Source organism: Pseudomonas sp. QE6, from assembly GCF_041379005.1.
In the GTDB taxonomy this organism is placed as follows: Bacteria; Pseudomonadota; Gammaproteobacteria; order Pseudomonadales; family Pseudomonadaceae; genus Pseudomonas.
This window is the reverse complement of record NZ_CP166873.1, coordinates 2,048,212-2,063,377: the sequence shown is the minus strand read 5'-3', so window position 1 is coordinate 2,063,377 and position 15,166 is coordinate 2,048,212. Positions and strand designations below refer to the sequence as shown.

At 64.2% G+C, this 15,166-nt stretch carries 13 protein-coding genes; 8 read left to right on the top strand and 5 right to left on the bottom strand.

From position 1 onward, the window contains the following. The first annotated feature begins 1 nt into the window (after window position 1). Complete coding sequence (locus ACAW63_RS09490; RefSeq protein WP_371233258.1) at window positions 2–1,342, top strand: sigma-54-dependent transcriptional regulator; 1,341 nt, start codon at window positions 2–4, stop codon at window positions 1,340–1,342. Between the two features lie 12 nt (window positions 1,343–1,354). Here ACAW63_RS09490 and thiO read toward each other — a convergent pair whose 3' ends face one another. Beyond that, window positions 1,355–2,464, bottom strand: coding sequence for a glycine oxidase ThiO (gene thiO / locus ACAW63_RS09485; protein ID WP_371233257.1), 1,110 nt, complete (start codon window positions 2,462–2,464; stop codon window positions 1,355–1,357). A 189-nt stretch (window positions 2,465–2,653) separates the two neighbouring features. On the opposite strand from thiO, the gene ACAW63_RS09480 reads away from it, so the two are divergent. The 7 genes from ACAW63_RS09480 to ACAW63_RS09450 all read left to right on the top strand — a co-directional run bounded on the left by ACAW63_RS09480 (window position 2,654) and on the right by ACAW63_RS09450 (window position 10,015). Continuing rightward, on the top strand, window positions 2,654–3,166 hold the full coding sequence (locus tag ACAW63_RS09480; RefSeq protein ID WP_371233256.1) for a GspH/FimT family pseudopilin: 513 nt from the start codon (window positions 2,654–2,656) through the stop codon (window positions 3,164–3,166). Window positions 3,167–3,316: 150 nt separating this feature from the next. Further along, complete coding sequence (locus tag ACAW63_RS09475) at window positions 3,317–3,805, top strand: GspH/FimT family pseudopilin (protein WP_371233255.1); 489 nt, start codon at window positions 3,317–3,319, stop codon at window positions 3,803–3,805. Then, the gene (pilV, locus tag ACAW63_RS09470) at window positions 3,802–4,260 is read left to right on the top strand and encodes a type IV pilus modification protein PilV (protein ID WP_371233253.1); all 459 of its coding nucleotides are present in this window, start codon (window positions 3,802–3,804) and stop codon (window positions 4,258–4,260) included. The genes ACAW63_RS09475 and pilV overlap by 4 nt, the downstream gene beginning before the upstream one ends. Continuing rightward, window positions 4,257–5,153, top strand: coding sequence for a PilW family protein (locus ACAW63_RS09465; RefSeq protein WP_371233251.1), 897 nt, complete (start codon window positions 4,257–4,259; stop codon window positions 5,151–5,153). Before pilV ends, ACAW63_RS09465 begins: the two co-directional genes overlap by 4 nt. Beyond that, window positions 5,150–5,620, top strand: a complete 471-nt coding sequence (locus tag ACAW63_RS09460) for a PilX N-terminal domain-containing pilus assembly protein (RefSeq protein WP_371233249.1) — start codon at window positions 5,150–5,152, stop codon at window positions 5,618–5,620. Before ACAW63_RS09465 ends, ACAW63_RS09460 begins: the two co-directional genes overlap by 4 nt. 22 nt (window positions 5,621–5,642) lie before the next feature. After that, entirely contained in the window at window positions 5,643–9,548 is a 3,906-nt protein-coding gene (locus ACAW63_RS09455; protein WP_371233248.1) for a pilus assembly protein, read from the top strand. Window positions 9,549–9,562: 14 nt separating this feature from the next. Continuing rightward, on the top strand, window positions 9,563–10,015 hold the full coding sequence (locus tag ACAW63_RS09450) for a type IV pilin protein (RefSeq protein ID WP_371233246.1): 453 nt from the start codon (window positions 9,563–9,565) through the stop codon (window positions 10,013–10,015). A gap of 62 nt (window positions 10,016–10,077) precedes the next feature. On the opposite strand, the gene ispH is transcribed toward ACAW63_RS09450, so the two are convergent. The 4 genes from ispH to ileS form a co-directional block, all read right to left on the bottom strand. Continuing rightward, on the bottom strand, window positions 10,078–11,022 hold the full coding sequence (gene ispH / locus ACAW63_RS09445) for a 4-hydroxy-3-methylbut-2-enyl diphosphate reductase (protein ID WP_275610242.1): 945 nt from the start codon (window positions 11,020–11,022) through the stop codon (window positions 10,078–10,080). 96 nt (window positions 11,023–11,118) lie between these two features. Beyond that, complete coding sequence (fkpB, locus tag ACAW63_RS09440; RefSeq protein ID WP_371233243.1) at window positions 11,119–11,571, bottom strand: FKBP-type peptidyl-prolyl cis-trans isomerase; 453 nt, start codon at window positions 11,569–11,571, stop codon at window positions 11,119–11,121. Beyond that, the gene (lspA, locus tag ACAW63_RS09435) at window positions 11,564–12,070 is read right to left on the bottom strand and encodes a signal peptidase II (RefSeq protein ID WP_371233241.1); all 507 of its coding nucleotides are present in this window, start codon (window positions 12,068–12,070) and stop codon (window positions 11,564–11,566) included. Before lspA ends, fkpB begins: the two co-directional genes overlap by 8 nt. A 254-nt stretch (window positions 12,071–12,324) precedes the next feature. Beyond that, on the bottom strand, window positions 12,325–15,159 hold the full coding sequence (gene ileS, locus ACAW63_RS09430; RefSeq protein ID WP_371233239.1) for an isoleucine--tRNA ligase: 2,835 nt from the start codon (window positions 15,157–15,159) through the stop codon (window positions 12,325–12,327). Window positions 15,160–15,166: the final 7 nt, after the last annotated feature.

Genomic DNA, 15,166 nt, shown 5'->3' with positions numbered 1-15,166 from the left:
CATGAGTCGTCAAAAAGCCCTGATCGTCGATGACGAACCCGATATCCGCGAGCTGCTGGAGATCACCCTCGGCCGCATGAAGCTGGATACCCGCAGCGCCCGTAACGTCAAGGAAGCGCGCGAATTCCTGGCCCGCGAGCCGTTCGACTTCTGCCTCACCGACATGCGCCTGCCCGACGGTACCGGGCTGGATCTGGTGCAGTACATCCAGCAGCGCCATCCGCAAACCCCGGTGGCGATGATCACCGCCTTCGGCAGCCTGGATACCGCCGTGCAGGCACTCAAGGCCGGCGCCTTCGACTTCCTCACCAAGCCGGTCGACCTGGGACGCCTGCGCGAGCTGGTCAGCACGGCGCTGCGCCTGCGCTTCCCCGATGCCGACGAGGCCCCGGTGGACAATCGCCTGCTGGGCGACTCGCCCCCCATGCGGCAGATGCGCAACCAGATCGCCAAGCTGGCGCGCAGCCAGGCGCCGGTCTACATCAGCGGCGAATCCGGCAGCGGCAAGGAACTGGTCGCCCGCCTGATCCATGAACAGGGCCCGCGCGCGAATATCGCCTTCGTCCCGGTGAACTGCGGCGCGATTCCGTCGGAGCTGATGGAAAGCGAGTTCTTCGGCCACAAGAAGGGCAGCTTCACTGGCGCCGTGGAGGACAAGCAGGGACTGTTCCAGGCTGCCAACGGCGGCACCCTGTTCCTCGACGAGGTCGCCGACCTGCCGCTGCCCATGCAGGTCAAGCTGCTGCGGGCGATCCAGGAAAAAGCCGTGCGCGCCGTCGGCGGCCAACAGGAGCAGGCCGTGGACGTACGCGTCCTCTGCGCCACCCACAAGGACCTCGCGGCGGAAGTTGCCGCCGGCCGCTTCCGCCAGGACCTCTACTACCGCCTGAACGTCATCGAGCTGCGCGTGCCGCCGCTGCGCGAGCGCCGCGAGGACATTCCACTACTCACCGAGCGCGTGCTCCAGCGCCTGGCTAGCGATGCAGGACTGCCTGTTGCGAGCGTCAGCCCGGACGCCGTGGAGAAGCTCAAGAGCTACCGCTTCCCCGGCAACGTGCGCGAGCTGGAGAACATGCTCGAGCGCGCCTACACCCTATGCGAGAACGATGTGATCCAGCCGCAGGACCTGCGCCTGGCCGAGACCAGCAGCGGCGGCGACAACAGCGGGCAGGCCAGTCTTGCGCAGATCGACAACCTCGAGGACTACCTGGAGGAAATCGAGCGCAAGCTGATCATGCAGGCCCTCGAAGAGACGCGCTGGAACCGCACCGCGGCGGCGCAGCGGCTCGGACTCACCTTCCGCTCGATGCGTTATCGGTTGAAGAAGCTGGGGATCGATTGATCCCCAATCGACTCAGGCGATGGGCGTTGCGACCAGACGCCCCTCCGGCGCGTAGGGCGCCGCCTCGATGATCGGCGAGTGCTGCTGCATCAGGTCCGCCAGCAACTGGCAGGAGGCCGGCGCCAGCACCAGACCGTTGCGATAATGCCCGGTGTTCAGCCACAGGCCGCGATGGTCCGGCACCTCGCCAATGAACGGAATGCCCTGCGGCGACCCCGGACGCAAGCCTGCCCAGTGCTTGATCGGTTCCTGCCCCGCCAGCGCGGGAATCAACTCTTCAGCCGAGGCTCGCAGGCTGGCCAGCGCTTCAGCGGACGGCGTCTTGTCGAAGCCCGCATGTTCCAGGGTACTGCCCACCAGGATATGACCATCGCGCCGGGGAATCGCATAGCGCCCTTTGGCCAGCACCATGCTGGACAGGAAGTCGGAGGCGCAGCGGTACAGGATCATCTGCCCTTTCACCGGCTCGACCGGCAGCTCCAGCCCCAGCTTCGCCAGTAGCTGGCCGCTCCAGGCGCCCGCCGCCAGCACCACCGAATCCGCGGTGAAATCGCCCTGCGCGGTGCGCACACCCTGCACCCACTCCCCGGCCTGGAGGAAGCCGGTCACCTCGACCTGCTCGCGCACGGAAACGTTCGGCATGCGCACCAGGGCTTCGCGCAGCGACCTGGCCAGACGCGGATTGCGCACATTGGCGACGCCGGACATGTACACCGCCCGGCTGAACCCCGGTCCCAGCACGGGTACGGCATCGTGCACGGCGGCGATGCTCACCTCCGACAGCGGACGCCCCTGGGCACGGGCCCAGGCCAGCGCCTCATCCTGGTCATCCAGGTCCAGCCAGTACAGACCGGTCACATGCACTTCCGGGTCCACGCCGGTGTCCACCAGCAGCCGCTGGCCAAGGCCTGGATAGAAGTCCTGCGACCAGTGCGCCAGACTGGCCACGGCCCGGCTGTAGCGCCAGGGATAGAGCGGCGAAACGATCCCGCCACCGGCCCAGGAAGCCTCGCGCCCGGTCTCGCCCCGCTCCAGCAGGACCACCTCGGCCCCGGCCTGCCCCAGGGTCCAGGCAGACAACAGCCCGACGACCCCGCCGCCCACCACGATCACATCCGGCATACAACGCCCCACATCACTTACGGAAAACCAAAGGGAAATCGCCAGTCGAGCACTATACCGGGCAACGGGAATGACAGGGTGACGGGCGGCAACTACAACCACTCCGGAAGCGCCCTACAACGACTTCAGACACCACAAAACAGGCAACCCCAATAATCCCTGACGAGAACCACGAACCAGGGACGGGACATGCTCAAACGCAAAGGTTTCAGCCTCATCGAACTGCTGGTGACCCTGGCAGTCCTGGCCATTGCCCTCTCCCTCGCGGCGCCAGGATTAGGCCGACTTCTGGAAGAGCATCGACTGCAGGTCGCCACGCAGGAGCTGCAGAGCGCATTGAATCAAGCACGCACGACGGCCGTGCTGAGCGGGCAACCGATCAGCATCGCGGCACTGGATGGAAACTGGGAGCAAGGCTGGACGCTGTTCGTCGACCGCAACAACAACGGCATTCGTGAACCCTCCGAGCAACTGCTGGCGACTCACGCGGCCATTTCGTCCATCACCGTCATCCCCGACAGCACCTCCCGCCGCTACGTCCACTACACACCCGGCGGCTACAGCGCCCAGCCCAACGGAGCGTTCCACTCCGGGCACTTCGTGCTCTGCGCCAATACACAGTCCGCAGCCCGTATCGTGATCAACAGGGCCGGAAGAATTCGTCGGGAATCCAGCGAGACGGACCCACTCTGCCCCCACTGACATGCGTCACACTCGCATCGCGACACCTGTCACATATGAGCAAATCGCATGACCGAACATCGCGCTATCGCGAACGGTCATCCGTCTAGATAGGACATTTCCTACGACAGACGGCAGCATTGCCGCGACTTAAAACGCGAGGAATGCTCCATGTCGCGCCCGATGCATTCGGCAGGATTCACGCTGATCGAGTTGATGGTGACCATCGTCGTCCTGGCCATCCTCATCAGCGTCGCCGTGCCGTCCTTCACCAGCAGCATTCGCGACAGCCAGGTCGCGACGACCAGCAGCGAGCTACAAACCGCACTGCAACTGGCCCGTTCGGAAGCCGTGATGCGGCACAACCGGGTAACCCTCTGCCGCCGGAACGCCGCGGGCGACGACTGCGAGAGCGGTACCGACTGGAGCGCCGGCTGGCTGATCCGGCAGAGCGGCGGCGACATCATCAAGGTTTGGCAGTCGCCCTCCGATGTCGCCATCACCGGCCCGAACGCCGGGGTCACGTTCCAAAGCAACGGCATGGTCGGTACCGCCACCAGCCTCTCTGTCATGCAATCGAGCTGCAGTGGCAACCAGAAGCGCACGGTGTCCGTGGCGCTGAGCGGGTTGAGCAAGATCGAGAAGGCGGACTGCGAGTGAACCCTCCACGTACACAGCAGGGCACGACCCTGATCGAAGTGCTGATAGCCGTGGTGATTCTCGCCGTGGGACTGCTGGGCATGGCAGGACTTCAGGCCACCAGCGTCCAGACCAATCAGGGCGCCTACTACCGTTCCCAGGCCAGCATCCTCGCCAATGACATGGCCGACCGCCTGCGCGCCAACCGCGACAGGGCGCTGGCTGGCGACTACAGCATGAGCGACTTCCCGACCTCGTCGTCCAGCAACGAGGTGACCGGTAGCCGGGCGGCGAAGGACCAGGCGGAATGGCTCAACCGGCTGGCGGAGTCATTGCCCGACGGCACCGGCAAGGTCGCCCTGAACGCCAACATTTTCACCATCTCCATCCGCTGGAACGACAACCGGGCCCGCATCAAGGCAACCAGCGACACCGACACCCCCTCGGAAACCTTCGAGTACCGGACCCGTCTATGAAATTCGCGCGTTACTCATCGCAGTCGGGCCTGTCCCTGGTCGAGCTGATGATCGCCATGCTGCTGGGGCTGCTGCTGATCGGTGGCGTACTGCAAGTCTTCCTCTCCAGCAAGCAGACCTTCAGCTCCAACACCGCCCTTTCCCGCGTGCAGGAAAACGGCCGCTTCGCCATGACGATCCTCACCTATGACCTGCGCAACGCCGGTTACAAGGGCGAATGTGTCAGCGTATTGAACAACCTCACCGGCCTAACGGATGCACGCTACACCCTGGACATGGCCCTGCAGGGCTGGGAGAGCGCCCAGAGCATCCCGAACTGGTTCTCCGGGACTCGCCGCAGCGGGACGGATGCCATACTGGTCAAGCACGCGGCGGCAGCCAGCGGAGCGATTCCCTCGGCAGCCTCCTCCACCGACAGCATCAGTACGACTGCGGCGACCGGAATCGCCCAGGGCACCCTTCTGGTCTTGTCCGATCCCATCGGATGCGACCTGTTCCGCAACAACTCATCAGCCAGCAACTCCGCCGTATCAGTGGACGGAGCGTCCTTCGGGCACACCTACCCGAACACCTCGGACATCCTCAAGTTCGAAAGCACCCTCTACTACATCAGTAACAACTCGGCAGGCAGCCCCTCGCTCTACCGCATTCGCTACAACAGCGGTGCAACTGCCGAGGAAGTTGCCGAGGGCATCCAGGACCTGCAGATCAAGTACGCCGTCGGCAACGCCAATGGTGCTGTTTCCGGGGACTACATGGATGCCTCGAGCATCTCCGACTGGTCAAAGGTGGTGTCGGCTCAGATCACGCTCATGGCCGTCAGCACGGATAGCGCCAACCCCATGACCCGCACATTCACCTCGACCATCGGCCTCAGGAACCGCCTGCCATGAAAGTCAACAGGGCGCCCCGGGCGCAACAGGGTGCCGTACTGCTCGTCGCACTGATCATGCTCCTGCTGCTCACCATCATCGGCATCAGCAGCATGCGCAGCACCACCCTGCAGGAACGCATGGCCGGCAATCTTCGCGACGAAAGCCACGCGCTACAGGCCGCAGAAGCTGCCATGCGGCAAGGCGAGGCCGTCGTCAAGGGCCAGTCGGTGAGCCATTGGCAGGACTATGTATCCAGCAGTTCCTGGGACGACGCCAACGACATCTCGGGACTGACCACTCCCAAGTATCGACTGACCACCCTGCCGGGCGTCACCGTCGTGAAAGCAGGGACGTCGCTGGAGGCCGGCGCGCCCATCACCGTCGCCGTCGTGAGAGTGGAAGCACAAGGGTTTGGCGCCGTGCAGGACTCCGAAGGCAACACCGCTTCCACCTACCAACTGAAGTCGATGTACATCAAGCGCTGACTGAACTGTCGAGAAATCCAACATGCTCAAGAAACTTGCAACCCCGAGGACCCTGGGCGTCTGGTGCTCGTCGTTCCTCAGCTTCAGCGTGCTCTTCATGCAGGCGGTCGAAGTTCAGGCCGCGGTCTCCCAGACGCCGATGCTGCTGGGCAGCTCCAACGTACCGGGCAGCCTGGCGCTGACGCCGTCGGTGGAATGGCCCACCATCCTGTCCATCGCGAACCTGGGCGCCTACAGCTCGAGCAGCAAGTACATCGGCTATTTCGATCCGGAAAAGTGCTATCGCTACGCCTACGACTCGAGCAGAAGCCTCTATGACTACAGCGCGAACAACGCGCTGAACAACGCCGATGCGCAGAGAATCGTCGACACTTATTTCTACCCGGTCGGAGCGGCCAACGCCCGCAAGTGCAATGTCGGCGCCTCCAAGAAGGAATGGAGCGGCAACTTCCTGAACTGGGCAGGCACCCCGACCATCGACCCGTTCCGCAGCGCCTTGACCGGCGGCAACCGGATTCAGGACACCGCCAGCCTCACCGTCCTGCAGAAGGCCCGGCACTCCGGCCAGAGCAGTGCCGGCAACCGGATGACCAGCGGGCAAGGGATGCTGCCCAAATCGGAAATCACCGGCGCGACCCCCGCCTCAAGCGCCTGGGGAGCGTTCTACGTCCGCCTGCAGGGGCTCAACTACGACATGATGTTCGCCAATGCCTCCGACGGGCTCGGCGGGGCCGACGGCGGCACCGAGAATACCGGGCGCTGGGTGGATTATGACGAAGGAACTGCCGCCCAATGGGGAACCGGCGGGCTGGTGACGTCCTATACCGTCAGCAAGAAGACCAAGAGCATTTTCCGCGTACGGGTGCAGGTCAAGGTGTGCGACAGCGCCATGCCGGAAAGCAACTGCAAGCGCTATGGCAGCAACTACAAACCCGAAGGGCTGCTGCAACAGTATTCCAACACCCTTCGCTACAGCGCCTTCAGCTACCTGAATGACTCCAACGAGCTGCGCGACGGGGGTGTCCTGCGCGCCAACCAGAAGTACATCGGCCCGACCCTGGGCGAAGGTGGCGACAGCAACACACAGAGGGAGTGGGATCCCACGACCGGTGTCTTCGCTGACAACCCCAACCCTGCCGATGCCACGGCCACCGGGGGCGGAGTCAGCCGCAGCGGCGTGATCAACTACATCAACAAGTTCGGCTCCATGACCGATGCGGCGCACAAGAGCCTCGACCCGGTCAGCGAGCTCTATTACACGGTGATCCGCTACTTCAAGAATCAGGGCAACGTGCCCGAGTACAGCGACATCAGCTCCAACATCTACACGATGGCCGATGGATTCCCCGTCGTCACCGCGTGGAGCGATCCGATCACCTATGCCTGCCAGAAGAACGTCATTCTCGGAATCGGCGACGTGAACACCCACGTCGACAAGAACCTGCCTGGAACTACCTCGGCCTACCGGGAACCGACCAAGCCGGAAGAGGTCCGGAACGACACCACCGTCGACGTGGTCAAGGCCACCGGCAAGGTCGGCAGCCTCGAAGGTGTCAGTCTCAACCAGAGCTCCGACAACTACACCGGACGCAACAACTCCGCCTATATCGCGGGCCTGGCCTATGACTCGCACACCAGGGACATACGCCCGCGAATGAGCGGCAAGCAGACCGTCTCCACCTACTGGGTGGATGTACGGGAAAACCAGAAACTCGAAGGTCGCGCCAAGAACCAGTACTGGCTCGCGGCCAAATACGGCGGCTTCAAGGTCCCCACCAATTTCGACCCCTACAGCTCGACCGCCAGCCTGACCGATGACCTCTGGTGGACCAACGGGGAAACCCTGTCGACCGGCGACAAGCGCCCGGACAACTTCTTCGTCGCCAGCGATGCGGAGAAGATGGTCAGCAGCCTGAAGACCGCGTTCGCCAAGATCGTCCAGGAAGTCCGCAGCTCGACCACTTCGCTGGCAACCAACTCCACGCAGCTGGATACCGGCAGCGCGATCTACCAGTCGCAGTACAACAGCGAACACTGGAGCGGTGACCTGCAGGCCAAGAGCGTCAACGGCAGTGGCGTGGTAGCGACGACTCCCAGCTGGAGCGCCGCCGCGCGGCTGGATGCTCTCACCGACCTTTCGACGCGCAGGATCTTCACCGTGAACTCCCTCGCGGGCCGAGCCGGGAACACCTATTTCACCAGCACCAGCGGTGTCGACTTCACCTGGGATTCCCTGGATGCCGATACCAAGGTGGCGCTCAGGCGCACTTCCGACGCCACGACCTCCGTCACCGAAGCGGAAGCACAGAACCGCCTGGCCTTCCTGCGCGGAGACAGGAGCCGGGAAGTCAGCACCAGCAATCCGTCCAATCCCTACCGTGAGCGCGGCAGCCGGCTCGGCGACATCGTCAACTCCGACCCGCAATACGTCGCCAAACAGGACTTCGGTTACAACCTGCTGACCGGCAGCCAATGGGGCAACGCCGGCCCGGCCTACCTCACCTATCGCGCCAGCAGCAACTACAAGAGCAAGAAGCCGCTGGTGGTTCTCGGGGCGAACGACGGCATGCTCCACGGCTTCGACGGCACCCTGAACAATGGGGGGGCCGAGCTCTTCGCCTATGTGCCACGCTCCATCGCCGACAATCTCTATCAGCTGACCCAGCCCGAATACAGCCACCGTTACTATGTCGACGGCTCCCCGGCCTTCTCCGACGCCTACATCGGCTCGAGCTGGAAGACCATCGTCGTCGGCACCACTGGCGCTGGCGGCAGGAGCGTTTTCGCCCTGGATGTCACCGACCCGAGCAACATGAGTAGCAGCAAGGTCCTGTGGGAGTTCTCGGCACCGGAAATGGGCAACCCCATGCAGCGTCCCGCGATCGTGGCGCTGGCCAATGGCAAGTTCGGGGTGATAGTCACCAGCGGATTCGTCAACAACACGGTCAGCAGCGGCAAGGTGTGGATTCTGGATGCCGGCGACGGTTCGGTGATCAAGCAGTTCACCATCACCACGACCGGCGGCCTGGCCGACCCGCTGGCCATCGATATCAACAATGATCGGATCGCCGACCGAATCTATGTCGGAGATACCGTGGGCAATCTCTGGCGGCTGGATATCACCGGCACCGACCCCGGCAACTGGGGCGCGCCCAGCTCGCTGAACGGCGGCGCGCTGTTCCAGGCTCGGGATGACTCCAGCCGGGCACAACCGATCACCGCGCCGCTGGCCGCCGCCTTGAATACCGATGGCAAGCCCATGGTGCTGTTCGGCACCGGCAGTTTCTACCAGACGACCGATGCCGACCTGCAGCAGAACCAACGTATCGAGTCCTTCTACGGCATCATCGATGCCGGCGAATCGGTTGCCCGTGACGATCTGCTGGAGCAGAAGATCCTCGGCCAGCAAACCGTCGGTGACAATCGACTGCGAGTCGTAAGCAATAACGCCATGACCACGGCGAAGAAAGGCTGGTACATGGACCTGCTGTGGAAGCAGGCCCAGGGCGGCAGCAATACCCTGACGGGCGAGCGCGTGGTCTCCCGCCCCGTACTGCGCGGCGGCGGTGTCACCTTCACCACACTGACGCCCTCCGACGACCCCTGCACCGGCGGCGGCGTCAGCTGGATCATGGCCCTGGACGCCCTGGGCAATGGCCGCCTGGCTTACAACTACTTCGATGCCAACGGTGACGGCGTGATCGACGATCACGACTTCTACGTCGACAGCGAGGGCAACAAGATCCCTTACTCGGGCATCAGCGACTCGACCGACGGCGTCATCAAGACCCCGAGCTTCTTCAGCAAGGACGATGGCGACGACCTGATCTGCTACGTCGGTTCCAAGGGCGGGGAGCCGCAGTGCGCCCCCGTACCGCCCGGGAATCGAACTTCGGGAAGGCTGTCCTGGCGCGAAGTGAATCGATAATGGAGAAAGAAGAGATGTTCCCAGTTGTACGCAAGGCCGCCAGTCGACAGCGCAGCCACGGTTTTACACTGATCGAGTTGATGGTGGTGGTGGCGATCGTCGCCATCATCTCCGCCGTGGCCTACCCGTCCTACCAGGAGTACGTGAGGAAGGCACGACGCGCGGACGCCCAGGCGTCGCTCATGGAGCTGTCCCAGTTCATGGAGCGCTACTACACCGCCAACGGCCGCTACACGACCAGCGCCGATGCCGCCGTCACCCTCCCCTTTACCGAGTCGCCCAAGGATGGGGCGAGCAAGTACTACACCCTGGCCTTCTCCGGAACCCCGACGGCAACCACCTATGTGCTGAGCGCGACCCCCAAGGGCGCGATGTCCGGTGACAGCTGCGGAACGCTGACATTGAACAACGCCGGCGTGAAAGGCCAAGGCAGTGGCGCCACCCTGAGCCAGTGCTGGCGCCGCTGACAAATAGCCGCCCATGAAAAAGCCCGATCACAGGATCGGGCCTTCTTGTTTCCGGACTCGGCTCACACAGCCTTCACCCGCAGTTCCTTGGGCATCGAGAAGGTGATGTTCTCCTCCCGGCCATCCAGCTCAACCTCGGGCTCCGCGCCCCACTCGCGAAGCTGCTGGATCACACCACGCACGAGGACTTCCGGGGCCGAGGCGCCGGCGGTGATGCCGATGCGCTGCACGCCATCGAACCACTCCTTCTTCAGGTCCTCGGCGCCGTCGATCAGGTAGCCCGGGGTGCCCATGCGCTCGGCCAGCTCGCGCAGGCGGTTGGAGTTGGAGCTGTTCGGGCTGCCCACCACCAGCACCAGGTCGCACTGGTCGGCCAGTTCCTTCACCGCGTCCTGGCGGTTCTGGGTGGCGTAGCAGATGTCGTTCTTGCGCGGGCCCTGGATGTGCGGGAATTTCGCCCGCAGCGCGTCGATCACCTTGGAGGTGTCGTCCATCGACAGGGTGGTCTGGGTCACGAAGTGCAGCGCCTCGGGGTTGCGAACCTCCAGTGCGGCCACATCCTCCTCGTCTTCCACCAGGTAGATGGCGCCGCCGTTGGAGTCATCGTACTGCCCCATGGTGCCTTCCACTTCCGGATGGCCTTCGTGGCCGATCAGGATGCATTCGTGGCCGTCGCGGCTGTAGCGCACGACTTCCATATGCACCTTGGTCACCAGCGGGCAGGTCGCATCGAAAACCTTCAGGCCGCGGTTCTCGGCCTCCTTGCGCACGGCCTGGGATACGCCGTGGGCGCTGAAGATGACGATGGTGTCGTCCGGCACCTGGTCGAGTTCCTCGACGAACACGGCACCGCGGTTGCGCAGGTTTTCCACCACGAACTTGTTGTGCACCACTTCATGGCGCACGTAGATCGGCGGGCCGAACACGTCGAGGGCGCGGTTGACGATCTCGATCGCCCGGTCGACGCCGGCGCAGAAGCCGCGGGGATTGGCGAGTTTGATTTGCATGGTGGCCTCGGGTGCTAAGCAAGCCGGCCCACGAGGGGCCGGCAGGAGTTCTTCGCCGGGTGCACGGCGGCCCGTTTACACGGACCGCCCGCGCATTCAGGCAGGCTTGACGTCAATGATATCGACTTCGAAGGCCAGCGTTTTGCCGGCCAGCGGATGGTTGAAGTCGATGGTGACCTGCTGGTCATCGAAGGCCTTGACGATGCCGGGCAGCTCGGTCTTGGCGGCGTCGTTGAAGATCACCAGCAGGCCCTCGGCCAGCTCCATGTCCTGGAACTGGTCGCGCGGCATCACCTGGACGTTGGCCGGGTTCGGCTGGCCGAAGCCCAGCTCCGGCTCGATGGTCAGGGTACGCTTGTCGCCGGCCTTGAGGCCGAACAGTGCCTGCTCGAAGCCCGGCAGCAGGTTGCCGTCGCCAACCTTGAAGGTGGCCGGCTGCTTGTCGAAAGTGCTGTCGACGATGTTGCCGTCTTCCAGCTTGAGGGCGAAATGCAGGGTGACCTGGGTATCCGCACCGATACGCTGAATGGTTGCAGAAGACTCAGCCATGGGCGGTTTCTCCGGACTTCTTCGATTTGAACATATCCAGCGCCAGCATGATGGCGCCGACGGTGATGGCGCTGTCGGCCAGGTTGAACGCCGGGAAGTACCAGCGGTTCTGCCAGTGCACCAGGATGAAGTCGACCACGTGACCGAGCACGATGCGGTCGTACAGGTTGCCCAGCGCGCCGCCCAGCACCAGGGCCAGGGCGATGGCCAGCCAGGTCTCGCCGCGCTTCAGGCGCTTGAGCCAGACCACCAGCACGGCGCTCACCACGATGGCGATCAGGGCGAACAGCCAGCGCTGCCAGCCCGAGCCATCGGCCAGGAAGCTGAAGGCTGCGCCGGTGTTGTAGGCCAGGGTCCAGCTGAACAGGTCGGGGATGACCACGATCTGCTGGTACATGGTCAGCTCGGCCTGGAAGAAGGCCTTGCTGACCTGGTCCAGCACAAACACCAGCACGGTGATCCACAGCCAGCCGAGGCGGCCGAAATTAGGACGCGCCATTGGCTATTTCTCCTTTTGCGTTGCCGCAAGAAATCGCGCCAGGAAAGGCGCTGGCCGCAGACAATGGCATTCCCTTATCAAGGCCAGCAACGCAGCATGGCGCGATTTCTTGCACAACCCGAAGGGCCGGGCCTGCATTTGCGCAGGCCTGCGTTACTCGTCGCTCATTTGGACGACCAAACCTCACTCCTCGCGCCTTGTCCTGCGCAAATGCAGACTCCGGCGCAAAGCGAGAAATAGCCAACGGCGCGTCCTTAGGCATAGTGACGAACCTCACCGGCGCCATCGATATTCTCGACGCAACGGCCGCACAGTTCCGAGTGCGCGGCGTGGCTGCCGACGTCGGCGCGGAAGTGCCAGCAACGGCCGCACTTGGCGTGAGCGGACTTGGCCACCTTCAGCTTCAGGCCCGGCAGTTCGCTTTCCACCGCGTCAGCCGGCGCATCGGCCAGCGGCGCGACGGTGGCGGCGGAGGTGATCAGCACGAAGCGCAGCTCGTTGCCCAGCTTCTCTAGGCGCTTGGCCAGGGAGTCCTCGGCGTAGAGGGTGATCTCGGCCTGCAGGTTGCCACCGATGGTCTTGGCGCTGCGCTGGTTCTCCAGCTCCTTATTCACGGCAGCCTTGGCAGCCATGACTTCGTCCCAGTAGGCACGGTCCAGTTCGGCGTCGGCCGGCAGCTCGGAGAGGCCGTCGTACCAGGTGGTCAGCATTACCGACTCGGCGCGCTCGCCCGGCAGGAAGCTCCAGATTTCCTCGGCGGTGAATGCCAGGATCGGGGCGATCCAGCGCACCAGGGCTTCGGCGATGTGGAACAGCGCGGTCTGGCAGGAACGGCGGGCGACGCTGTTTTCCTGGGTGGTGTACTGGCGGTCCTTGATGATGTCCAGGTAGAAGCCGCCCAGCTCCTGCACGCAGAAGTTGTGCACCTTGGAGTAGACGTTCCAGAAGCGATAGTCGCGGTAGGCCTCTTCCAGCTCGCGCTGCAGCAGCAGGGCGCGGTCGATGGCCCAGCGGTCCAGGGCCAGCAGCTGGTCGTTGGGCAGCAGGTCCTTGGCCGGGTCGAAGCCGGACAGGTTGGAAAGCAGGAAGCGCGCGGTGTTGCGGATGCGGCGATAGGCATCGGCGCTGCGCTGCAGGATGGTCTGGGAAACCGCCATCTCGCCCGAGTAGTCGGTGGCGGAAACCCACAGGCGCAGGATGTCGGCGCCCAGGGTGTCGGTGACCTGCTGCGGGGCGATCACGTTGCCCAGGGACTTGGACATCTTGCGGCCGGACTCGTCCACGGTGAAGCCGTGGGTCAGCAGCTGGCGGTACGGCGCGTGGCCGTCGATGGCGCAGCCGGTCAGCAGCGAGGAATGGAACCAGCCGCGGTGCTGGTCGGAGCCTTCCAGGTAGAGGTCGGCGGCCGGACCGCTGGCGTGGCCCAGCTCGGCGTGGGAGCCGCGCAGCACGTGCCAGTGGGTGGTGCCGGAGTCGAACCAGACGTCCAGGGTGTCGTTGATCTTGTCGTACTGCGCGGCTTCATCGCCCAGCAGTTCGGCGGCGTCGAGCTTGAACCAGGCCTCGATGCCTGAATGTTCGACGCGCTGGGCGACCGCTTCCATCAGCTCGACGGTGCGCGGGTGCAGCTCGCCGGTGGCCTTGTGCAGGAAGAACGGGATCGGCACGCCCCAGTTGCGCTGGCGCGAGATGCACCAGTCCGGACGGCCGGCGATCATGCCGTGCAGGCGCGCCTGGCCCCAGTTGGGCACGAAGTCGGTTTCGGTGATGGCCTGCAGCGCGCGCTCACGCAGGGTGGCGCCGGCTTCCGGCTGCTTGTCCATGCCGACGAACCACTGCGCGGTGGCGCGGTAGATCAGCGGGGTCTTGTGGCGCCAGCAGTGCATGTAGCTGTGGCTGATGCTGGTGTGCTTGAGCAGCGCGCCGACTTCATCGAGCTTGGCGACGATGGCCGGGTTGGCCTTCCAGATGAACTGACCGCCAAAGAACGGCAGGTCGGCCACGTACACGCCGTTGCTCTGCACGGGGCTCAGGATGTCGTCGTTGACCATGCCGTACTGCTTGCAGGTACGGAAGTCGTCCTCGCCGTAGGCCGGGGAAGAGTGAACCACGCCGGTGCCCGCGCCCAGTTCGACGTACTCGGCCAGGTAGACCGGCGAGAAACGCTCGTAGAACGGATGGCGGAAACGGATCAGGTCCAGCGCTTCACCTTGAGCGGTGGCGATGACCTGGCCTTCCAGGCCATAGCGTTGCAGGCAGGACTCGACCAGTTCCTCGGCCAGCACCAGCAGGCGCTCACCGGTATCGACCAGCGCGTAGGTGAATTCGGGGTGGACGTTCAGCGCCTGGTTGGCCGGGATGGTCCAGGGGGTGGTGGTCCAGATGACGATGGCGGTGGGCTTGGGCAGGCTGTCCAGGCCGAACGCGGCGGCCAGTTTGCCTTCGTCTTCCACCGGGAAGGCGACGTCGATGGCGTCGGACTTCTTGTCGGCGTACTCCACTTCCGCCTCGGCCAGGGCCGAGCCGCAGTCGAAGCACCAGTTCACCGGCTTCAGGCCCTTGAACACGAAGCCCTGCTTGACCATCTCGGCCAGGGCACGGATTTCGCCGGCCTCGTTGGCGAACGCCATGGTCTTGTAGGGGTTGTCCCACTCGCCCAGCACGCCCAGGCGGATGAAGTCGGCCTTCTGCCCTTCGATCTGCTCGGCTGCGTATTCGCGGCACAGCTCGCGGGTCTTGTCCGCCGGCAGGTTCTTGCCGTGGGTGGTCTCGACCTTGTGCTCGATCGGCAGGCCGTGGCAGTCCCAGCCCGGCACGTAGGGGGCGTCGTAGCCGGCCAGGGTCTTGGAACGGACGATGATGTCCTTGAGGATCTTGTTGACCGCGTGACCGATATGGATGCTGCCGTTGGCGTAGGGCGGGCCATCGTGCAGGATGAATTTCGGGCGACCTTCGCCAATCTTCCGCAGCTTCTGGTACAGGCCAATGTCGTTCCAGAGCTTGAGGGTCTGCGGCTCGCGCTGCGGCAGGCCGGCTTTCATCGGGAAGTCGGTTTCGGGAAGGTTCAGAGTGGCTTTGTAATCGGTCATCTCAGGG